This is a genomic window from Pseudarthrobacter sp. RHLT1-30-1 (assembly GCF_059383415.1).
In genome coordinates this window covers 314002-333490 of the sequence record NZ_JBWZCG010000001.1, presented here as the reverse complement: position 1 = coordinate 333490, position 19489 = coordinate 314002, and the positions used below count along the sequence as shown (strand labels likewise).

The window sequence follows — 19489 nt, the reverse complement described above, 5'->3', positions numbered from 1 at the left end:
GGACTGCAACTGCAGCAGTTCAGGTTCCGACGAGAGGCGATGATGGCCAAGCGAAGCAACCCGGCAATGAAAATTGTCCAGAAGTCCGCGCACAACGTGATGTTCGACGCCGAGGGCAAGCCCAAGCCGGGCGTCCACAACATGCTCCTGCGCGCGGTCGAAGTCCAGCGCCCGCTGGTGCTGGCCAACCTGCGCAGGCTCCAGAAGAAGCATCCCCAGGCCACAGCGGCGCAGCTCGCCGCCCTGCTGGAACGGGATTATCTGATCGCTGTCACCGGCGGCGGCGCGCTCGTGGGCGGAGCAGCGGTGATCCCCGGCGTCGGGACGGTTGCCGCGTTGGGCCTTTCGGCGGCCGCCGCCGTCGGTTTCCTCGAAGCCACCGCACTGTTCTCCACGTCCCTCGCGGAACTGCACGGCGTACGGATGGTTGACCCTGAGCGGGCCAGCACCCTGGTCATGGCAATCATGCTGGGCGAGGAGGGCACAGCCCTGTTAAGCTCCCTGAGCGGACAGGCCGCGGGGCAGGGCAAGGGCCCCACCCAGGCCTGGGGTTCCCTGTTCGCCCGCCGGGCACCGCTGGCCGGATTCGGCTCGGTGCGGGAACGGATCCAGACGATGTTCCTGCGGACGCTGCTCAAGAAGCAGGGCACCGCCCTGCTGGGCCGGGCGCTTCCGTTCGGCATCGGGGCCGTGGTCGGCGGCGTGGGCAACCGGATGATGGGCCGTGCCGTGATCGCGAACGCCAAGGAAGCCTTTGGTCCGATGCCGCTCACCATTCCCGGGGAACTGGCTGACTTGGGGGAGAAGGCCGATGCTCCGGCGGGGGTCCAGGACCAGGCAGACTCAACCATCAGGGACAACCCGAACAACCCGGACTCCAAGAACAATCCGGCCAAGGAAGGCGGCAACTTTTGGATCTGAACGCTGACCTGGGGGAGTCCTTCGGGACCTGGACCATGGGCGACGACGCCGCGATGTTCCCGCTGGTCACCAGCGCCAGCGTCGCCTGCGGACTGCACGCCGGGGACCCCGTGACCATGCTGGACACCTGCCGGGCAGCCTACGAGCTCGACGTCCGGGTGGGCGCCCACCTCGGCTACCCGGACCTGGCCGGTTTCGGGCTGCGGGCGATGGACATCACCTTCGATGACCTCTTCGGCGCCGTGCTGTACCAGCTCGGAGCCCTCGACGGCGTGGCGCACGCCGTCGGAGCCTCGGTGGACTACATCAAGCTGCACGGCGCACTCTATGACCGGACCGTGCACGACGCCGAGCAGGCCTCCGCCGTCGTCGCCGCCATCCAGGCCTACGATCCGGGCCTGCCCGTCCTCGGCTTCCCGGGCTCTGCGCTGCTCGGCATCGCCCAGGAAGCCGGCCACCCGGTCTTCGCCGAGGCCTTCGCCGACCGCGCCTACCTGCCCGACGGCACCCTCGTGCCGCGCTCGCAGGACGGCGCCCAGCTGCACGACGTCGACCGGATCACCGAACGGGCCGTGCGCCTCGCGACCAAGGGCGAAGTCGAGGCCGTCGACGGCACCGTGCTCCGGATCCAACCGGACTCGCTGTGCATCCACGGCGACACCCCCGGTTCCCTCACCACGGCCGCCGCGATCCGCGCCGCGCTGGAAAATGCCGGCGTGGAGCTGGACAGCTTCGCCTGATCCGGCATTGCCGGCGTCGGGCGCCGCACCGCCAGACGCCTTCTGGCCAGTGCCGTAAGACACTATCGGGGCCGAAGTACGGCCCATAGCTTGAGGGCATGACTGCCGGAGGCTCCGCGGGGTTAGACGGACCCGCCTCGGACGCAATGTTGAAGCTGGGCCGTTTCTTCACGAAATGGGACCAGACCGGCGACGGCAGGGCGGTGTTCCGGGAAGGCGGCCGCAAGGGCGATATCTTCTACCGGGACCGGTGGAGCCACGACAAGGTGGTCCGCTCCACCCACGGGGTGAACTGCACCGGCTCCTGCTCCTGGAAGGTGTACGTCAAGGACGGCATCATCACCTGGGAATCCCAGCAGACCGACTACCCGTCCGTCGGACCCGACAGCCCGGAATACGAGCCGCGGGGCTGCCCCCGCGGGGCCGCGTTCTCCTGGTACACCTACTCGCCCACGCGGGTCCGTTTCCCCTACGCCCGCGGCGTCCTCGTGGAGATGTACCGCGAAGCCAAGGCCCGGCTCGGCGATCCGGTGCTGGCCTTTGCCGACGTCGTGGGCGACCCCGAACGGCGCCGCCGCTACCAGCTGGCCCGCGGCAAGGGCGGCCTGGTCCGCGTCTCCTGGCAGGAAGCGATCGAAATCGCGGCCGCCGCGCATGTGAACACGATCAAGACCTACGGGCCGGACCGCTGCGCCGGTTTCTCCCCGATCCCCGCGATGTCGATGGTCTCGCACGCGGTCGGAACCCGCTTCATCCAGCTGATCGGCGGGGTGATGACGTCGTTCTACGACTGGTACGCGGACCTGCCCGTGGCCAGCCCGCAGGTCTTCGGGGACCAGACCGACGTACCCGAATCCGGTGACTGGTGGGACGCCGGCTACCTGATGATGTGGGGCTCCAACGTCCCCGTCACCCGGACCCCGGACGCGCACTGGATGGCCGAAGTGCGGTACCGCGGCACCAAGGTCGTCACGGTCAGCCCCGACTACGCGGACAACACGAAGTTCGCCGACGAGTGGCTTCCCGCCCAGGCCGGCACTGACGCCGCGCTGGCCATGGCGATGGGCCATGTGATGCTCAAGGAATTCTTCGTCGACCGTGAGGTCCCCTTCTTCTCCGACTATGTCCGCCAGTACACCGACCTGCCGTTCCTGGTCCGGCTGGAACGGCGCGACGACGGCACCCTCACGCCGTCGAAATTCCTCACCGCCAGGGACATCCCGGCCGAATCCCTGGCCGAGGACGCGGCGTTCCGCACCGTGCTGTTCGACAAGAAGGCGGGCCGCCCGGCCGTCCCCAACGGCTCGATGGGGTTCCGCTACTCCGGCAGCGGCGAGGGCAAATGGAACCTGGACCTGGAGGGGATCGAACCGGCGCTGTCGCTGCGCGAGGTCTCCGGGGAGAGCGCCGAAATCCTGCTGCCCTGCTTCGAGCAGGCCGACGGCACCGGCAGCGTGCTCCGCCGCGGGGTGCCCGTCCTCGAGGTTGAGGGCCAGCTGGTCACCACCGTGTTCGACCTGATGCTGGCCCAGTACGGGGTGGGCCGGGAAGGGCTGCCGGGCGACTGGGCCGCCGGCTATGAGGATGCCGCGACGCCCTACACCCCGGCCTGGCAGGAGGAGATCACCTCCGTTCCGGCGCAGGCCTGCATCCGGGTGGCCCGGGAGTTCGCCCGGAACGCCGAGCAGTCCAAGGGCCGCTCGATGATCATCATGGGTGCCGGGATCTGCCAGTGGTTCCACGGCGACACCACCTACCGGGCCGTGCTGGCCCTGGTGATGCTGACCGGCTGCATGGGCCGCAACGGCGGCGGCTGGGCGCACTATGTGGGCCAGGAAAAGACCAGGCCGGTGACCGGCTGGGTGTCGCTGGCGAATGCGCTGGACTGGTCCCGGCCGCCGCGGACCATGATCGGCACCGGCTACTGGTACATGCACACCGACCAGTGGCGGCAGGACGGCTACTCCGCGGACGCACTGAAATCACCGCTGTCCACCGGGGCGCTGGACGGCATGCACACCGCGGACGCGCTGGCCCAGTCCGCCCGGCTCGGCTGGATGCCGTTCTACCCGCAGTTCGACCGCAACCCGCTGGACCTCGCGGACGAGGCGGAGGCCGCCGTCGCCGCCGGGACCGCCGCGGACACCCCCGCCTACATCGCGGCGGCGCTGAAGAACCGCACCCTGAACCCGGCGATCGAGGACGTGGACGCCCCGGAGAACTGGCCGCGGACGCTCGTGCTATGGCGCTCCAACCTGTTCGGCTCCTCCGCCAAGGGCAACGAGTACTTCCTCCGGAACCTGCTCGGCACGCACAACAACGTCCTGGGCAAGGACCACGCCGATGGCCTCAGGCCCACGGACGTGAAATGGCATGAGCAGGCGCCGGAAGGAAAACTGGACCTGCTGGTCTCCGCGGACTTCCGGATGACCTCGACCACGCTGCTGTCCGACGTCGTGTTCCCGGCCGCCACCTGGTACGAGAAGCATGACCTGTCCTCCACCGACATGCACCCGTTTGTGCACGCGTTCACCCCGGCGATCGACCCGCCGTGGGAGACCAAAACGGACTTCGACCTGTTCCACCTGCTGGCCCAGGAGTTCTCCCGGCAGGCCAAAACCCACCTGGGCGTGCGCCGGGACCTGGTCAGCGTCCCGCTGCAGCACGACACCCCCGGCCAGCTCGCGCAGCCCGGCGGGATCGTCCGGGACTGGCGGGACACGTCCATCCCAGCGGTCCCGGGGCAGAACATGCCCATTTTTTCTGTGGTGGAGCGCGACTACACCGCCATCGCGGACAAGCTGGCCGCCGTCGGGCCGCTGGCCGACAAGCTTGGCTTCACGGTCAAGAACGTCACCTATAAACTCGCCGGCCCGCTGGACCGGCTCAGCCGCTCCAACGGGGTGATGCTCGGCGGCGCCGCGGACGGCCGGCCCGCGATCGACACCGACGCGAAAATGGCGGAGGCCATCCTGGCGTTCTCCGGCACCACCAACGGCGCCCTGTCCGTGCAGGGCTTCAAGGACCTGGAAATCCGCACCGGCCGGAAACTGGCGGACCTCTCCGAAGGATCCGAGGAAAAGTTCATCACCTTCGCCCAGACCCAGGCCGGGCCGGTCCCGGTGATCACCTCGCCGGAATGGTCCGGCTCCGAGACGGGCGGCCGGCGCTACGCCCCGTTCACCATCAACGTGGAGCGGCTCAAGCCCTTCCACACCCTGACGGGGCGGATGCACTTCTTCCTCGACCACGACTGGATGATCGACATCGGCGAGGCGCTGCCGATCTACCGGCCGCCGCTGGACATGCACCGGATCTTCGGCGAGCCCAAACTCGGCAGCGACGGGCAGCTGGAGGTGGTGGTCCGCTACCTGACGCCGCACTCCAAATGGTCCATCCACTCCGAATACCAGGACAACCTGCTGATGCTCTCGCTCTCCCGCGGCGGGCCGACGGTCTGGATGAGCCCCGCCGACGCGGAGTCCATTCAGGTCAGGGACAACGACTGGGTGGAGTGCCTGAACATCAACGGGGTCCTGGTGGCCCGGGCGATTGTCAGCCACCGGATGCCGGCCGGTGTGGTCTACGTCCACCACGCGCAGGAACGCACCATCGACGTGCCGAAGTCGGAGGCAACCGGACGGCGCGGCGGGATCCACAACTCCGTGACCCGGCTGCTGGTCAAACCCTCGCATCTGATCGGCGGCTACGCCCAGCTGGCCTACGCGTTCAATTACCTTGGCCCCACCGGAAACCAGCGCGACATGGTTGCCACCGTCCGCCGTCGTTCCCAGGAGGTGCAGTACTGATGCGTGTAATGGCTCAAATGGGCATGGTCATGAACCTGGACAAATGCATCGGCTGCCACACCTGCTCCGTGACCTGCAAGCAGGCCTGGACCAACCGTGCGGGCACCGAGTACGTCTGGTTCAACAACGTCGAAACCCGCCCCGGGCAGGGGTACCCGCGCCGCTACGAGGACCAGGACAAGTGGCAGGGCGGCTGGGTGCTGAACAAGCGCGGCAAGCTGGTCCTCAAGGCCGGCGGCCGGGTGAAAAAGATGTTCGGGATCTTCGCCAGCCCGGTCCAGCCCGAGCTCAAGGACTACTACGAGCCGTGGACCTACGACTACAAGACGCTGGTGGACGCGCCGCTGGGCGATGATTTCCCGGTGGCCCGGCCCAAGTCCCTGATCACCGGGGAGGACACCAAAATCACCTGGTCCGCGAACTGGGACGACGACCTGGGCGGCTCCACCGAGTACGGCCACCTGGACCCGATCGTGGAGAAGGTCCGGCGCGAATCCGAGGACAAGATCAAGTTCGCCTACGAACAGACCTTCATGTTCTATCTGCCGCGGATCTGCGAGCACTGCCTGAACCCCTCCTGTATGGCGTCCTGCCCCTCCGGCGCGATCTACAAACGGGTGGAGGACGGGATTGTGCTGGTGGACCAGGACAAGTGCCGGGGCTGGCGGCAGTGCGTCACCGGCTGCCCGTACAAAAAGATCTACTTCAACCACAAGACCGGGAAGGCCGAGAAGTGCACCTTCTGCTACCCGCGGGTCGAGGTGGGACTGCCGACGGTCTGCTCGGAGACCTGCGTGGGCCGGCTGCGGTACCTGGGGCTGTTCCTGTACGACGCCGACGCCGTCACCGCGGCGGCCGCCGTCACGGACCCGCAGGAACTCTACGACGCCCAGATGGACGTGCTGCTGGACCCGAATGACCCCGCCGTGCAGGCCGAAGCCCGCGCCCAGGGGATCCCGGAGGACTGGATCGACGCCGCCCGGCGCTCGCCGGTCTACGCCCTCGCCAAGGTCTACAAGGTGGCGCTGCCGCTGCACCCCGAATACCGGACCATGCCGATGGTCTGGTACGTGCCGCCACTGTCCCCGGTGGTGGACCTGCTCCGCGACCAGGGGCACGACGGCGAGGACGCCGGCAACCTCTTTGGCGCCATCGACGCGCTGCGGATCCCGGTGGAATACCTCGCCGAACTCTTCACCGCGGGCGACGCCGACCGGGTCACCGCGGTGCTGAAGAAGCTCGCGGCCATGCGCTCCTACATGCGCGGCATCAGCATGGGCAACGACCCGGACGACTCCATCCCCGAAGCCGTGGGCATGGACGGGCAGACCATGTACGAGATGTACCGGCTGATGGCGATCGCGAAGTACGAGGAGCGCTACGTGATCCCCAAGGCGCATGTGGAACAGGCCCATGACCTTGAGGAAATGGGCTGCTCGCTGGACTTCGACGGCGGCCCCGGCATGCAGGATTCCTCCCCGTTCGGCGAGGCCAGCGGGCGGCCCGTGCCGGTGGCGGTGGAGACCTTCAACGCCCTGCGGGACCGGCAGACCTCCGGCGAGGCGCCCGGGGGGACCACCCTGCGCGGCCGGGTGAACCTGCTGAACTGGGACGGCACGGGGGCCCCCTCGGGGCTGTTTCCGGAAAAGGCGGTCTTTCCGGAGGAATCGGTGCTCCCGGATAAACCCGGCCCGCCGCAAGGAGAGCAACCGTGAGCCGGCGCCAGCAGGTCGTTTACCTCGCGGCAGCCTGGTGCCTGTCCTACCCGGACGAGGACCTGATCGCCCGGGTGCCGATGATGCGGGCCGCGCTGGACGAGTTCCCCGGCGCCGCCGCGGACTTCCAGGAGGTGCTCGATGCGCTGGAATCCGCGCCTCCGATGCAGAGCCAGGCCCACTACGTGCGTGAGTTCGACCTCGGCAAGCGCCACGCCCTGCACCTGTCCTACTGGACGGACGGGGACACCCGGCGCCGCGGCGAAGTCCTCGGAAACTTCAAGAAGACCTACCGGCAAAGCGACATCCTGGTCGACACCCACGGGGAGCTGCCCGACTACCTGCCGATGGTGCTGGAATACGCAGCCCGGGTGGACCTCGCCGCCGGCAGGGAGCTGCTGACCCGCTTCCGGGCCAGCCTGGAGATGCTCCGGTTCGGGCTGCTGCGGGACGAACTGCCGCACGCCAGGATCCTGCAGGCCATCTGCGCCACGCTGCCCGGGAAATCGCCGGCTGACGAGCAGGCCGTGATGCGGATGGCAGGCTACGGTCCGCCCACCGAAGCCGTGGGCCTGGACCCGTACGACCCCCGACTGCTGCCCGTGAAGGGGGCCTGAGAATGCTCGCATCCGACGTTGAGCCCGGATCCGCCGTCGAACTCTCCGCGCTGGACATCGTGCTCTGGGGCGTCCTGCCGTACGTGATGGTCGTCGTGCTCGTGGGCGGGCTGGTCTGGCGCTACAAATACGACCAGTTCGGCTGGACCACCAGGTCCTCCCAGCTGTACGAATCCCGGCTGCTGCGGATCGCCTCGCCGCTGTTCCACTTTGGCCTGCTCGCCGTGATCGCGGGCCACTTCTTCGGCCTGGTCATCCCGATGGCCTGGACCCAGGCGGTGGGGATGAGCCAGGACTTCTACCACTTCAACGCCCTGTTCGTGGGCGGGATCGCCGGGGTGGGGACCCTCGGCGGGATCCTCCTGCTGATCTACCGCCGCCGCACCACCGGGCCGGTGTTCATGGCCACCACCAGGAACGACAAGATGATGTACGTGGTGCTGACCGCGGCCATCGTCTTCGGCCTGTGGACCACCCTGGCCAGTGTCTTCGAGGGCGAGCACGGCCACAACTACCGTGAAACGGTGGCCCCGTGGTTCCGCTCGCTGTTCATCTTCCAGCCGGACCTTAGGGCCATGGCCGCCGCGCCGTTCTCCTTCCACCTGCACACCCTGGTGGGCATGGCGCTCTTTGTGATCTGGCCCTTCACCCGGCTGGTCCATGCCTTCACCGCGCCGTTCCACTATCTGTTCCGCCCCTACATCGTCTACCGCTCGCGGGACCGGGACCGGAGCGGCGGGAAGGCCGGAACGCCCGCGGCGCGTGCCTCCAACGTCGCCGCCCGCCGCGGCTGGTCCGCGGTCGGAACCCGCGACCGCGACACCCGGAACCGCTGACCCGAACAGAAATCAACCCAGAAACTGACCCAAAAACCTGACCAAAACTGACCCGACTGAGAGGAAACCCAGTGGCCGGATCCGCGCCCAATCCCTCGGCCGTCCCCGCCGGGCGGACGCTCAACCTGGTGCTCGCCACCTCCGCGTCGGTGGTCGGGTTCTGGGCCTGGAACTCCGTGGCCACCCTCGGCGCCTTCTATACGCAGAACCTGCAGCTGAACCCGGCCGCCACCGGCGTGCTCGTGGCCATGCCGGTGTTCGTGGGCTCGCTGGGCCGGATCGTTGTCGGCACCCTGACGGACCGGTACGGCGGCCGCGTGATGTTCACCTTCGTGCTGCTCGCCTCCATCCTGCCGATCCTGCTCGTGTCGCTCGGCGGACTCCTCAGTTCCTTCGCCCTGGTGCTGGGCGCCGGCCTCCTCCTCGGCGTCGCCGGAACGGTCTTCGCCGTCGGGATCCCCTTCGTCAGCGCCTGGTACAAACCATCCCGGCGCGGCTTCGCCACCGGCGTCTTCGGCGCCGGGATGGGCGGCACGGCGCTGGCCGCCTTCCTGAACCCGCGGCTGGTCGCCAGCATCGGCTATTTCCCCACGCACCTGCTGATCGCCGCGATCCTCGCCGGAATGGCGGCACTCGTCTGGTTCCGGATGAAGGAAGCCCCGGGCTGGGCCCGCAGCACCCTCCCCGTCCTGCCCAAGTTGCTGGACGCCGCAAAGACTCAGGTCACCTGGAAGATGTGCTTCCTCTACGCGGTAGTCTTTGGCGGATTCGTTTCCTTCGCCACCTACCTGCCCACCTACCTCCGCGACGTCTACAGCTTCGACCCCAGCGGCGCCGGGGCCCGCACCGCAGGCTTCGCGCTCGCGGCCGTGCTGGCCCGGCCGGTCGGCGGCATGCTCGCGGACAAGTTCGGGCCCAAACCCGTCGTGGTTACCTCGCTGACGGCCGTTGCGGTCCTCGCCTGGGTGGTGAACCTGCAGCCCGACGGCGAGGTCCCCGCCGGCCTGACATTCGTCGCCCTGGCGGCGGCGCTGGGCCTCGGAACGGGCGGCGTTTTCGCCTGGGTCGGGGTGCTCGCCCCGGCCGGAAAAGTCGGCAGCATCAGCGGGGTGGTGAGCGCCGCCGGCGGCCTGGGCGGGTACTTCCCCCCGCTGATCATGGGAGCGACGTACGACGCCGCGACGCGCAGCTACTCGATCGGGCTGCTGCTGCTCGTGGTCACGGCGCTGGCCGCGCTGGCCTTCACGGTCTTGGCCCTGCCGGGCCGGGCGAAGGCAAAGGTCGCGGCAGCCTAGGACGGCCGCCGGGCCGGAGCCGCGGACGGCCGGCGGGTCAGCCGAAGGCCAGATGCGCCACGGTAAAGATCGCCAGCCCGGCCAGGGCGCCCACCACGGTGCCGTTGATCCGGATGAACTGCAGGTCCTTGCCGATCTGGAGCTCGATCTTCTGCGAGGTCTCCTCGCCGTCCCAGCGGGCCACGGTATCGGTGATCACCCCGGCGATGTCCGAGCGGTACGTCTTCACGAGGTACCCGGCGGCGTCGCCGATCCACTTGTTCACTTTGCCGGCCAGCTCGGGATCCACCACCAGCCGGGTGCCGAAGTCATGGACGGCGGCTTTGAACCGAACGGTCAGTTCGCTGTGCGGATCGTCGACGGCGGACAGCAGCGCGGCCTTGATGGTGCCCCAGGTGCGGGAAGCAAGTTCCCGGATCTCGGGGTCGCCGAGAACCTGGGCCTTGATGCCTTCCGCCCGGGCGATCATCACCGGATCGTGCTGCAGGTCCTGGGCGAGGTCCTTGAGGTATTTGTCGATCGAGCGGCGGACCTGGTGCTGCGGATCGGACTGCACGGCGCGGGTGAACTTGAGGATCTCAACGTAGACCTTGTCGCCGACCAGCCCGTCCACGAACGAGGGCACCCAGGTCGGGGAACGGTCGGTGACCAGCCGGTTGACCGTGTCCTGGTTGTCCCGCACCCAGTCCACAGTGCGGTCCACGAGCACGTCCACCAGCGCGTGGTGGTGGCCGTCCTCGAAGATGCGCTGGGCGACCCGTCCCACCGGGGGACCCCACGGCGGGGCGATCAGGTGACGGCGGACCATGCCCTCGATCACGGCCTGGACATCGTCGTCGTTGAGTACGGTAAACGCGCCGCGGATCACGGCGGCGCCTTCCCTGGCGACGCGTTCGGCGCCGCCGGGTCCGGAGAGCCAGGCGCCGGCCTTGCGGGCGATGTCAACGGTTGCCAGTTTTTCCTGGACCACCTGCTCGGAGAGGAAGTTGGTTTCCACGAATTCGCCCAGCGAGGCGCCGATCTGGTCCTTGCGCTGCGGAATGATGGCGGTGTGCGGGATCTTGAGGCCCATCGGGTACTTGAACAAGGCCGTCACGGCGAACCAGTCGGCGAGGGCGCCGACCATCCCGCCCTCCGCCGCGGCCCGGACGTACTCCAGCCAGGGGTACTGCTTCTGCAGGGCGAAGGCGACGATGAAGATGACGGCCATCAGGATCAGCAGCGAGAGCGCCAGGAACTTCATCTTCCGCAGCGCCGCGGCCTTTTCGGCGTCCCCAGCGGACAGCGTGTGGGGGCGGCCGGGACCGCCGGGCGCGGCAGCGCCGGTGCCGCCGGGGCTGTCCGAACGGGTACTTGGCTCAGTATTCACCTGCATGTGCCCAGCCTAGCCCCGGTTTGGCAGGCGCCGTCGGCTAACGTGGCAGCATGACGACTGACGAGTCCACCGCAGCCCGTCCGCTGGTCTACGCCCACCGCGGTTCCAGCGCGGCGTTCGCCGAGCACACCCGGGCGGCCTACCTGCAGGCCATCGACGACGGCGCCGACGGGGTGGAGTGCGACATCCACCTCACCCGGGACCAGCACGCTGTGCTGCTGCACGACGCCAACCTGGACCGCACCTCGGACGGTACCGGCCCGGTCTCGGACCGCACGCTCGAGCAGCTTCGGCAGCTCGATTTCTCCTCCTGGAAAGGTGCCAGGATCCCGGACAAATACGGCGCCCGGTCCACGCAGCTGCTGACCCTGCCCGAGCTGCTCGAGCTGCTGCGGACCGCAGGCCGGGAGATCGGGCTGGCCATTGAGCTCAAACACCCCAGCCCGTTCCAGCTCAAACTGGAAGACCGGGTCCTGGCCGTCCTTCGGGCCGAAGGCTGGGACCCCGCGACGTCCCGGCTGGGCAACATCAGGGTGTCGTTCATGAGCTTCAGCCCGGACTCGGTCAAGCACCTGCTGAAGTCCGTCCCGGCGTTCGCCGTGTGCCAGCTCGTGGACGACGTCAACGCCGAGGAGATCCGGGAGGAACTCGGTCTGGGGGCGCTCACCGGCGGCGCGCTGGCGAACGTGATGAGGGCCGCGCAAACCGAGGCCGAACGGATCCTGGACGACTGCGAGGCCGGTCTGGCCGGTCCGGGCATCGACTATGTCCGCGGGCACTCCCGGACCATCCGGCGTTGGCTCGACTCCGGCCGGCGTTTCCGGGTGTGGACCGTGGACTCCGAATACGACGTCGCACTCTGCAAGCAGCTTGGGATCCACGAGGTCACCACCAACCGTCCCGCGCAGGTCCTCGCCCAGCTGACGGCGGGCTCCCCGAGCTTCCGCTGATCGGGTACGTGCCTAGGCGGCGAGATCGCGGCGCCGCCAGCCGGCATAGCCCAGCCCCGCGAGAGCCGCCGCAGCCACGATGAGGCCCGCCAGCCCCGGCACGCCCGCGGAACCCACCGGCAGCAGCGGGGAGTGCCGGAATGGCGAGAGGTCCATGAGCCATTCGGGGGCGTTCCAGAGCACCCCGAATTCGCCCAGGGCGACGAAGGCCAGCAGGATGCCCCACGTCGCCCCGGCGAGCCGGGGCGCCCAGCCAAACACGGCAAGCGCAATACCAGTCACTACCCACGCGGCCGGGACCTGGGCCAGCGCGGCCACGGTGCTGCGGCCCACCAATCCGGGATCGTTGACCGCGACGGCGGCCCCGACGCCGATCGATACCCCCGCCATCAGCAGCAGCACAGTGACCCCTGCCAGGGCAAACCCGAAGTGGCTGCTCGCCCAGCGGATCCGGGTGGTGGCGGTGCCCAGCAGGGCTTCGGTGTGGCCCGTGGCCTCCTCACCGCGCAGATGGTTGGCCGAGGACACCCCGTAGGCGGCCGCCAACAACCCGATGATGCTGATCTCGGCGGCCAGGAAGGCCTCGGTCAGGGCCTGCCGGCCGCCCAGCATCTTGATCAGCTCCTGGGCGTTCGGTGAACTCAGCAGCTCTCCCACATTGCTGACCAGGGAACCGATCACCACGCCGAAAACGAGGAAGGCCACGGCCCACGCCAGCAGCACCCGGTACTGCAGGCGCACGGCGAGGTCCCAGACGCCGGAAAGTGAGCCGACGGCCGGCCCCGGGCGTTCAGCGCGGAGCCCGGCCCCGAGGTCGCGCCTGGCGCGGAGCGCAAAGGAAACCGGGACCAGCAGCAGGGACAGGCTGACCGGCAGCGCGAGGACCCACCATTGGTCGCCGGCGAAGGCGCGGATCTGCTGGTTCCATCCGATGGGCGACAGCCAGGAGAAGAATGACGGACCCGGTTCGGCGAGATCGCCGACGGCCCGCAGAGCGTAGGTGACGGCAACGACGCCGATGCTGAACCCGGTGGCGGCCCGCGCGCTCGCGGTCAGCTGGGCGGCCAGCCCGGCCACGGCGCTGAAAGCCATGCCCGTGGCAGCCCAGCCCAGCCCGAAAGCGAGCGAGCCGGCGGCCGGCAGCCCCCCGGCGGCCAGCGCGGCTGCCGAGAGCAACCCGAGCAGCACGTTGGCGCCGAGGCAGATCATGAGGGCTGCTGCCAGCGGCGCGTCGCGGCCCAGCCGCCCCCCGCCGAGCAGCTCCAGGCGGCCGGTCTCCTCGTCGCTGCGCGTGTGCCGGATGGCGAGGATGACCATGAGGACGGCGAGGATGGCGGTCATGAACGCGGTGTATTTGATCAGTGAGAGGGCGCCGATGGAGCTGGGGTCGTAGATCCGGCCGAAGAGCGCCACCATCGAGGCGGTCGCATTCACGGCGGTGGAGGCCTCGACCCGGCTCGCCACATCCGGATAGAGCTCGGCTCCGGCCGCCGCCGTCGAGTACGCGATGAGGGCAAAACCGGCGATCCAGACCGGCAGCATCCACCGGTCCCGCCGAAGCCCGAGCCGGATCAGGACGCCGGTGCCGGCCAGGGTCTCAGGCATCGCCGGCCCGCCGTCCGCCCGGCCCCGGGGTGCCGGGCCGGACCGGCACCGAGCCGACGGCCGCGGCAGGAACCCCCGCGCTGAGGTCACCGTAGTGGCGCAGGAACAGGTCTTCCAGCGTCGGCGGCTGGCTCGTAAGCGACGTCAGTCCCGCCGTCGTGAGCGCCTGCATCAGGTGGTTCAGTCCGGCGGGCTCGACCTGGGCGGTGACCCGGTGGTTGGTGATGACGACGTCGTGGACCCCGGGCAGGAGGTCCAGCCCGGGAGGCACCACGGCGACGTCGGCGGTGACGGCGGTGCGGGTCAGGTGCCGCAGCTGCTCCAGCGGGCCGGTCTCCACCACCCGTCCGGCGCGGATGATACTGACCCGGTCCGAGAGCGCCTCGGCTTCGCTGAGGATGTGGCTGCTCAGCACGACGGTGCGCCCCTGCGCGCGCAGGTCGCGGACGCAGCCTCGGAACGCGTCCTCCATCAGCGGGTCCAGTCCGCTCGTGGGCTCGTCCAGCAGGAACAGTTCGGCGTCGGTAGCCAGGGCAGCCACCAGGGCCACTTTCTGCCGGTTTCCCTTGGAGTATGTGCGCGACTTTTTCGTGGGATCCAGCTCGAACAGGTCCAGCAGGCGGTCCCGGCGGGCGCGGTCCTGGCCGCCCTGCAGCCGGCCCAGCAGCTCGATCACTTCGCCGCCCGTCAGGTTCGGCCAGAGCACCACATCCCCCGGGACATAGGCCAGCCGGCGGTGCAGGGTTGCGACCTCGCGCCACGGATCCAGCCCGAGAACCCGGATGGAACCGGCGTCGGAGCGCAACAGGCCCAGTAGGAGTCGCAGGGTGGTGGACTTGCCGGACCCGTTGGGGCCGAGGAAACCGTGCACCTCGCCGGCGGCCACCTCGAAATCCAGTCCGTCCAGGGCCGTCACGGCCCCGAAACGCTTGACCACACCCGTCATCTCCACGACACCGCTCATAGTCACACGGTACGTCGGATTGACGGGCCGCGACCCCTGCGCAAAGTCCTGTTTCTGCGACGCCGGCCGCGGTTAGCAGGGGGTCCGTTGCTGTGATTGAGTTATTCCATGCCATCTCGCTGGTCCGGCCGGGACACCCAGACGCCGAAACCGGTCCGGCCGTGACCCTCCTGCAGTCCCCGGCCGTGCGCGTGGGTCTCTCCATCAGCATCGCCACCGGACTTTATGGGGTGTCCTTCGGTGCCCTGTCGGTCACCTCCGGACTCGACTTCTGGCAGACCATGGCCCTGAGCCTGCTGCTGTTCAGCGGCGGCTCCCAGTTCGCCTTCATCGGCGTGGTGGCCGGGGGCGGCTCCGGCGTCGCCGCGATGGGGGCAGCCACCCTGCTGGGCATGCGCAACGGCATTTATGGAATGCAGATCAACGCCCTGCTGCAGCCACGGGGCTGGCGGCGGTTCGCAGCCGCCCACGTCACCATCGACGAGTCCACCGCCACAGGCACCGGCCAGACGGACCCGCTGGAGCAGAAGCGCGGTTTCTGGACCGCCGGCCTGGGCATCTTCGTCTTGTGGAACCTGTTCACCGCCGTCGGCGCGCTGGCCGGAGGCGCGCTGGGGGATCCCAGGCAGTGGGGCCTCGACGGCGCCGCCGTGGCGGCGTTCCTGGGCCTGCTGTGGCCGCGGCTCAAGGGCCGCGAGCCCGTCGCGATCGCCGTTGTCTGCGCCTTGGCCACTGTCCTTGCCGTACCGTTTGTGCCCGCCGGCGTGCCGATCCTGGTGGCCGCGGTGGTCGCGGCGGCCATCGGCTGGTTCAGCCATGGCCGCAGCGACGAAGGGCTGGAACCGGACGTTGACCCCTACGCCGAACACCCGCGAGCCCATCACCCGGGAGACGACCGATGACCCTGTGGATGTGGGTGCTGCTCTCCTGCCTGCTGGCCTATGCCTGGAAGCTGCTGGGCTATCTGGTCCCGGCCAGTGTGCTCCGCGATCCCCGGATGTCCCGGATCGCCGGGACCATGACGATTGGCCTGCTGGCCTCCCTGACGATCGTGAACACCGTGGCCTCCGGCCAGACGCTCACACTGGATGCACGCCTGGGGGCCCTCGCCGCGGCCGCCGTTGCCCTGGCGTTCCGCGCGCCGTTCCTCGTCGTTGTGCTCGCCGGAGCCGGTGCGGCAGCAGGCCTCAGGCTGCTGGGCTGGGGCTGACGGACCTGCCGCAGGACCGTCCGCCCGTACCGATCCGCAATGGTCTTTAGTCCCTACTTGCCGCAAGGCCCCCGTGGGAGCATTCGGGTATGAGCGAGAACGACGATCCGGATACGCCCGCGCCCGGAAAAGACCAGCACCACAAGCCGCCCGCGCCGTTCGTTCCGCCCGGAGCAGAGTCCACCCGCGAACTGCGCGAGCTGGCCCGGCGCCGGCGGGAGGCCGAGGAGAAGCTGCAGCACCACCTGCAGGAGGCCAAAGAAAAGCCCGCGGAGGATTGATGCCGGGAACCCGGCTCACGGAGCGCCTGCAGGATCTGTTGCTGGACAATGAACAACTCGAGGATTTCCTCCTGCAGTTGTCCGATCTGGCCGCGGGGTTCGCCTCCGCTGAGACCGGCCGACCGATGCTGTGCTCGGTGCGGGCAGCCGCGAGACGTCAGCCGGCAGTCCTCGCCGCCAGCAACGCCGAAGCCCGGGTGCTGGACCGCTTGCAGGACGACGTGGGGGAGGGGCCGGGGCTGGACGCCTGGCAGACCGGGCAGGCAGTGATGGTGCCTGACACGATTATGGATCCGCGGTGGAGGCGCTACCAGCGGGCGGCTGCCCAGCGCGGGAGCCGCAGCATCCTCGCTGTCCCGCTGCCTGTGGGTCGGGACGCAGCGGCCACCCTGACCCTCTTTTCGACCTCCCCCGAGGCTTTCGACGACGGCGCACTGGCAGCCTGCGGGGTGCTCGCCGCCCGCGCCGCCAAAGTGACGGGGCTGGCCCTCCGGCTGGAAACCGCGCAGGGCGTGAACCGGGACTTGCTGCAGGCCATGCGGTCCCGGACCGAGATCAATCTCGCTACCGGCATCCTGATGGCACAGAGCCGATGCTCCCAGTCGGACGCGCTCGCGCTGCTGGCCAGGGTCTCCAACACCAGGAACGTCAAGCTCCGCATCCTGGCCCGGGAGATCCTCCGTCGGTTCGACGGCGGTCCCGCCGGCACTGCCTTCAGCGTATGAGCTCCTACAACGGTGCTCCGAGACCGGCGAGCCGGAGAATGAGCTCCAGCCCCTCGGGCGTACCGGGCCAGTGCCGGCGCAGGGCATCCGCGCCGGCCCGTGCGATCACCGCGCGCAGGACGACGGCAACAATGATCACGTCGTCGGCGTAGCCGATCACCGGAATGAAATCCGGCACAAGGTCGATCGGTGAGAGGAGGTACGCCAGAAGCAGGGCAAGCCGGACCCGCACCCCTGCGCCCAGGGTCTTGTCCGCAACCAGCCGCCGCAGGAGTCTAAGCAGGTCCGGCAGCAACCGCAGCGCGTCCTTCATCGTCACCGCTTCCGGGTGGCGGCGCGCATAGCCCCACAGCAGGAGCAGGAGGACGGCGTAGACCAGCAGCAGACCCCCGATTGCGCCGACGACGGTTTCCCAGCCCACAGGTGTCTAGCCGAGCACCGAGTCGTACGCCGTGCCCGGCAGCGGCGCCTGCGGCGGCAGCGGGCGGTGCGGGCGCTCGGTTCGGATGGCGTCCTCGACCAGGGCGACGGGGCGCCGCCAGGCATCCGAACCGGCCTCCATCGTGTCCACAACACCGATCAGCATGGCCAGCAGACGGATCAGGTCCGTCATCGAGATGTCGCTGCGCAGGGTTCCCTGGCCCTGTCCGCGGCCCAGCAGCACGGCCACGGATTCGATCAGATCGCCCGTGATGCCGGTGAGCAGCCCGCGCCGGCCGGCGACCGCACCCAACAGGTTGGCTTCTTCGCTGGCCACCCCCATCAGGGCATCAATGACACGGAAGAGCCCCTCCGCGGCGTCCGGCCCGGCGAGGGCCTCCTCGATGACGGGATCGACCAGCAGGCCGAGCTGCCGGTGCAGGGCAGCGAGGACCAGTTCTTCCTTGTCGGCGAAGTTCCGGAAGAGCGTGGCCGGGCCGACGCCGGCGGTCACGGCGATGGTCTGCAGCGGGACCTCGGGTCCGTGTTCCCGGAAGCACTGGCGGGCCGCGGTAATGATCTTGTCCACGTTCCGCGCGGCATCGGCGCGGAGCGGCCTGCGGTCTGCTACCCGGTTCATTTGCTTAGGTTAGCAATGCAGGGCCGGGCCGGGGAGGTTACTTCCGGGTATTGATTTATGTGACGGAGCCGAGAGCAAACTCCGGGCCCGGGACCGGTCCGGAAACAGCCCGGAAGCCGGAAAGGCCGGGCCCGCTCCGGACCGTCAGGCCGCCGGTGCACGTGACAGACTGGTGCCATGTTGCTTGCATTCTCTGTCGCACCTTCAGGCCGTCCCACAGCCTCTCCCGGCAGCCCGCCCGCCGGTTCCGGGGCCGTTCCGTCAGACGAGGCTTCCGTCCACGACGCCGTCGCCGAAGCCGTGCGGATCGTCCGGGAGTCCGGCCTGCCGAACCGCACCGACTCGATGTTCACCACGATCGAGGGGGAATGGGATGAAGTCTTCGACGTCGTGAAGCGCGCCACCGAGGCCGTGGGCCGCTACGGCAGCAGGGTTTCGCTGGTGATCAAGGCAGACATCCGCCCCGGTTTCGCGGGCGAACTCACCGGGAAGCTGGACCGCCTGGAGCAGGCGCTCGACGGCGGCCCGGACCCCGCCGCTGGCTAGGACCCCCGAGTCCGGGCCCTGACGCTGGCTAGGACCCCGAGCCGGGCCTCTGGCCGCGGACAGCGTGGAGCCTACCGCCGGGACGGGCCAGCTGGGAGACTTGGCGCATGTTCGAGCATCAGCCCACAGCCCGCTGGACCGCCGTCGAGGACTTCCTGTCCGAATCCGTGGTCCGCCCCGACAGCACCCTGAAGCACGCCGTCACCACGGCCCTCGAGGCGGGCATGCCGCCCATCGAAGTCGCCCCCACCGCCGGGAAACTGCTGAAACTGCTCGTCCAGCTCACCGGCGCCCGGCGGGTGCTGGAGATCGGGACGCTGGCCGGATTCAGCACGATTTGGATGGCCCAGGGCCTGCCCGGCGGCGGCCGGCTGATCACCTGCGAATATCTCCCCAGACACGCCGCGGTGGCCCGCGCCAACGTCGACTTCGCCGGGGTGGGCCACCTTGTGGAAATCCGGGTCGGGGCCGCCCTTGATACCCTGCAGGCGCTCGCCGACGAGGAGGCCGGGCCGTTCGACTTCGTCTTCATCGACGCGGACAAGGAAAACAACCCGCACTACCTCGACTGGGCCATCCGCCTCGGCCGGCCCGGCACCGCCGTCGTGATCGACAACGCGGTCTGGGAAGGCGCCGTGCTGGATCCGGCCATGGACCCCGTCAACGCTCCGGGCATCATCAGCGCCCTGGAAATGCTGGGCTCGGACCCCCGGCTGGACGGCACGGTCATCCAGACGGTGGGCTCCAAAGGCTGGGACGGCTTCGCCCTTGCCCGCGTGCTGTAGCCACGCGGGCAACAGCATCGGGGTGCCACAGGTCTGCCCGGGGAACCCCAAAGTG

The 19489-nt window shown here is 69.2% G+C and carries 19 protein-coding genes; 14 read left to right on the top strand and 5 right to left on the bottom strand.

Annotated features, from left to right (window positions below; all coding sequences use genetic code 11):
- The first annotated feature begins 42 nt into the window (after nucleotides 1-42).
- From AC50YM_RS01595 to AC50YM_RS01565, 7 genes are all read left to right on the top strand, one after another.
- Complete coding sequence (locus AC50YM_RS01595; RefSeq protein WP_494955255.1) at nucleotides 43-921, top strand: hypothetical protein; 879 nt, start codon at nucleotides 43-45, stop codon at nucleotides 919-921.
- Nucleotides 912-1661, top strand: coding sequence for a LamB/YcsF family protein (locus AC50YM_RS01590; protein ID WP_494955254.1), 750 nt, complete (start codon nucleotides 912-914; stop codon nucleotides 1659-1661). Before AC50YM_RS01595 ends, AC50YM_RS01590 begins: the two co-directional genes overlap by 10 nt.
- Nucleotides 1662-1759: 98 nt before the next feature.
- Nucleotides 1760-5470 carry a nitrate reductase subunit alpha gene (locus AC50YM_RS01585; RefSeq protein ID WP_494955253.1) on the top strand — a complete coding sequence of 1237 codons (3711 nt, stop codon included), beginning with the start codon at nucleotides 1760-1762 and terminating at the stop codon, nucleotides 5468-5470.
- Nucleotides 5470-7185, top strand: a complete 1716-nt coding sequence (gene narH / locus AC50YM_RS01580) for a nitrate reductase subunit beta (protein ID WP_494955252.1) — start codon at nucleotides 5470-5472, stop codon at nucleotides 7183-7185. The genes AC50YM_RS01585 and narH overlap by 1 nt, the downstream gene beginning before the upstream one ends.
- Nucleotides 7182-7802 carry a nitrate reductase molybdenum cofactor assembly chaperone gene (narJ, locus tag AC50YM_RS01575; protein WP_494955251.1) on the top strand — a complete coding sequence of 207 codons (621 nt, stop codon included), beginning with the start codon at nucleotides 7182-7184 and terminating at the stop codon, nucleotides 7800-7802. The genes narH and narJ overlap by 4 nt, the downstream gene beginning before the upstream one ends.
- A gap of 2 nt (nucleotides 7803-7804) precedes the next feature.
- Nucleotides 7805-8638, top strand: coding sequence for a respiratory nitrate reductase subunit gamma (gene narI, locus AC50YM_RS01570; RefSeq protein WP_494955250.1), 834 nt, complete (start codon nucleotides 7805-7807; stop codon nucleotides 8636-8638).
- A 71-nt stretch (nucleotides 8639-8709) separates the two neighbouring features.
- Nucleotides 8710-9933 carry an MFS transporter gene (locus tag AC50YM_RS01565; RefSeq protein WP_494955249.1) on the top strand — a complete coding sequence of 408 codons (1224 nt, stop codon included), beginning with the start codon at nucleotides 8710-8712 and terminating at the stop codon, nucleotides 9931-9933.
- A gap of 37 nt (nucleotides 9934-9970) precedes the next feature.
- Here the strand turns inward: AC50YM_RS01565 and AC50YM_RS01560 are convergent, their stop codons facing one another.
- Nucleotides 9971-11308 carry a DUF445 domain-containing protein gene (locus AC50YM_RS01560; protein ID WP_494955248.1) on the bottom strand — a complete coding sequence of 446 codons (1338 nt, stop codon included), beginning with the start codon at nucleotides 11306-11308 and terminating at the stop codon, nucleotides 9971-9973.
- A 50-nt stretch (nucleotides 11309-11358) separates the two neighbouring features.
- Between AC50YM_RS01560 and AC50YM_RS01555 the strand changes: the two genes are divergently transcribed.
- Nucleotides 11359-12258 (top strand): glycerophosphodiester phosphodiesterase, encoded by a 900-nt coding sequence (locus tag AC50YM_RS01555; RefSeq protein WP_494955247.1) that lies wholly within the window; start codon nucleotides 11359-11361, stop codon nucleotides 12256-12258.
- A 12-nt stretch (nucleotides 12259-12270) separates the two neighbouring features.
- Here AC50YM_RS01555 and AC50YM_RS01550 read toward each other — a convergent pair whose 3' ends face one another.
- The gene (locus AC50YM_RS01550; protein ID WP_494955246.1) at nucleotides 12271-13863 is read right to left on the bottom strand and encodes an ABC transporter permease; all 1593 of its coding nucleotides are present in this window, start codon (nucleotides 13861-13863) and stop codon (nucleotides 12271-12273) included.
- On the bottom strand, nucleotides 13856-14827 hold the full coding sequence (locus AC50YM_RS01545; protein ID WP_494955245.1) for an ABC transporter ATP-binding protein: 972 nt from the start codon (nucleotides 14825-14827) through the stop codon (nucleotides 13856-13858). Before AC50YM_RS01545 ends, AC50YM_RS01550 begins: the two co-directional genes overlap by 8 nt.
- 161 nt (nucleotides 14828-14988) lie before the next feature.
- On the opposite strand from AC50YM_RS01545, the gene AC50YM_RS01540 reads away from it, so the two are divergent.
- The 4 genes from AC50YM_RS01540 to AC50YM_RS01525 all read left to right on the top strand — a co-directional run bounded on the left by AC50YM_RS01540 (nucleotide 14989) and on the right by AC50YM_RS01525 (nucleotide 17043).
- Complete coding sequence (locus AC50YM_RS01540; RefSeq protein WP_494955419.1) at nucleotides 14989-15729, top strand: AzlC family ABC transporter permease; 741 nt, start codon at nucleotides 14989-14991, stop codon at nucleotides 15727-15729.
- Nucleotides 15726-16037: an AzlD domain-containing protein gene (locus tag AC50YM_RS01535; RefSeq protein WP_494955244.1), complete on the top strand. Its 312-nt coding sequence runs from the start codon at nucleotides 15726-15728 to the stop codon at nucleotides 16035-16037. Before AC50YM_RS01540 ends, AC50YM_RS01535 begins: the two co-directional genes overlap by 4 nt.
- Nucleotides 16038-16126: 89 nt before the next feature.
- Nucleotides 16127-16318, top strand: coding sequence for a hypothetical protein (locus AC50YM_RS01530; RefSeq protein WP_494955243.1), 192 nt, complete (start codon nucleotides 16127-16129; stop codon nucleotides 16316-16318).
- Nucleotides 16318-17043: a GAF and ANTAR domain-containing protein gene (locus AC50YM_RS01525; RefSeq protein WP_494955242.1), complete on the top strand. Its 726-nt coding sequence runs from the start codon at nucleotides 16318-16320 to the stop codon at nucleotides 17041-17043. The genes AC50YM_RS01530 and AC50YM_RS01525 overlap by 1 nt, the downstream gene beginning before the upstream one ends.
- A gap of 4 nt (nucleotides 17044-17047) precedes the next feature.
- Here AC50YM_RS01525 and AC50YM_RS01520 read toward each other — a convergent pair whose 3' ends face one another.
- Nucleotides 17048-17464, bottom strand: coding sequence for a YkvA family protein (locus AC50YM_RS01520; protein ID WP_494955241.1), 417 nt, complete (start codon nucleotides 17462-17464; stop codon nucleotides 17048-17050).
- 6 nt (nucleotides 17465-17470) lie between these two features.
- Nucleotides 17471-18103, bottom strand: coding sequence for a TetR/AcrR family transcriptional regulator (locus tag AC50YM_RS01515; RefSeq protein ID WP_494891529.1), 633 nt, complete (start codon nucleotides 18101-18103; stop codon nucleotides 17471-17473).
- Nucleotides 18104-18280: 177 nt separating this feature from the next.
- Here AC50YM_RS01515 and AC50YM_RS01510 point away from each other — a divergent pair, with 177 nt between their 5' ends.
- Together AC50YM_RS01510 and AC50YM_RS01505 are read left to right on the top strand one after the other, a co-directional pair.
- Complete coding sequence (locus tag AC50YM_RS01510) at nucleotides 18281-18649, top strand: thiamine-binding protein (RefSeq protein WP_494955240.1); 369 nt, start codon at nucleotides 18281-18283, stop codon at nucleotides 18647-18649.
- Nucleotides 18650-18756: 107 nt separating this feature from the next.
- On the top strand, nucleotides 18757-19434 hold the full coding sequence (locus AC50YM_RS01505; protein ID WP_494955239.1) for an O-methyltransferase: 678 nt from the start codon (nucleotides 18757-18759) through the stop codon (nucleotides 19432-19434).
- Nucleotides 19435-19489: the final 55 nt, after the last annotated feature.

Excerpts from the sequence above, each read along its gene's own strand:
- AC50YM_RS01595 (WP_494955255.1), top strand. The coding sequence starts at position 43 with ATGGCCAAGCGAAGCAACCCGGCAATGAAAATTGTCCAGAAGTCCGCG.
- AC50YM_RS01585 (WP_494955253.1), top strand. The coding sequence starts at position 1,760 with ATGACTGCCGGAGGCTCCGCGGGGTTAGACGGACCCGCCTCGGACGCA.
- narH (WP_494955252.1), top strand. The coding sequence starts at position 5,470 with ATGCGTGTAATGGCTCAAATGGGCATGGTCATGAACCTGGACAAATGC.
- narI (WP_494955250.1), top strand. The coding sequence starts at position 7,805 with ATGCTCGCATCCGACGTTGAGCCCGGATCCGCCGTCGAACTCTCCGCG.
- AC50YM_RS01560 (WP_494955248.1), bottom strand. The coding sequence starts at position 11,308 with ATGCAGGTGAATACTGAGCCAAGTACCCGTTCGGACAGCCCCGGCGGC.
- AC50YM_RS01555 (WP_494955247.1), top strand. The coding sequence starts at position 11,359 with ATGACGACTGACGAGTCCACCGCAGCCCGTCCGCTGGTCTACGCCCAC.
- AC50YM_RS01550 (WP_494955246.1), bottom strand. The coding sequence starts at position 13,863 with ATGCCTGAGACCCTGGCCGGCACCGGCGTCCTGATCCGGCTCGGGCTT.
- AC50YM_RS01545 (WP_494955245.1), bottom strand. The coding sequence starts at position 14,827 with ATGAGCGGTGTCGTGGAGATGACGGGTGTGGTCAAGCGTTTCGGGGCC.
- AC50YM_RS01535 (WP_494955244.1), top strand. The coding sequence starts at position 15,726 with ATGACCCTGTGGATGTGGGTGCTGCTCTCCTGCCTGCTGGCCTATGCC.
- AC50YM_RS01530 (WP_494955243.1), top strand. The coding sequence starts at position 16,127 with ATGAGCGAGAACGACGATCCGGATACGCCCGCGCCCGGAAAAGACCAG.
- AC50YM_RS01525 (WP_494955242.1), top strand. The coding sequence starts at position 16,318 with ATGCCGGGAACCCGGCTCACGGAGCGCCTGCAGGATCTGTTGCTGGAC.
- AC50YM_RS01515 (WP_494891529.1), bottom strand. The coding sequence starts at position 18,103 with ATGAACCGGGTAGCAGACCGCAGGCCGCTCCGCGCCGATGCCGCGCGG.
- AC50YM_RS01510 (WP_494955240.1), top strand. The coding sequence starts at position 18,281 with ATGTTGCTTGCATTCTCTGTCGCACCTTCAGGCCGTCCCACAGCCTCT.
- AC50YM_RS01505 (WP_494955239.1), top strand. The coding sequence starts at position 18,757 with ATGTTCGAGCATCAGCCCACAGCCCGCTGGACCGCCGTCGAGGACTTC.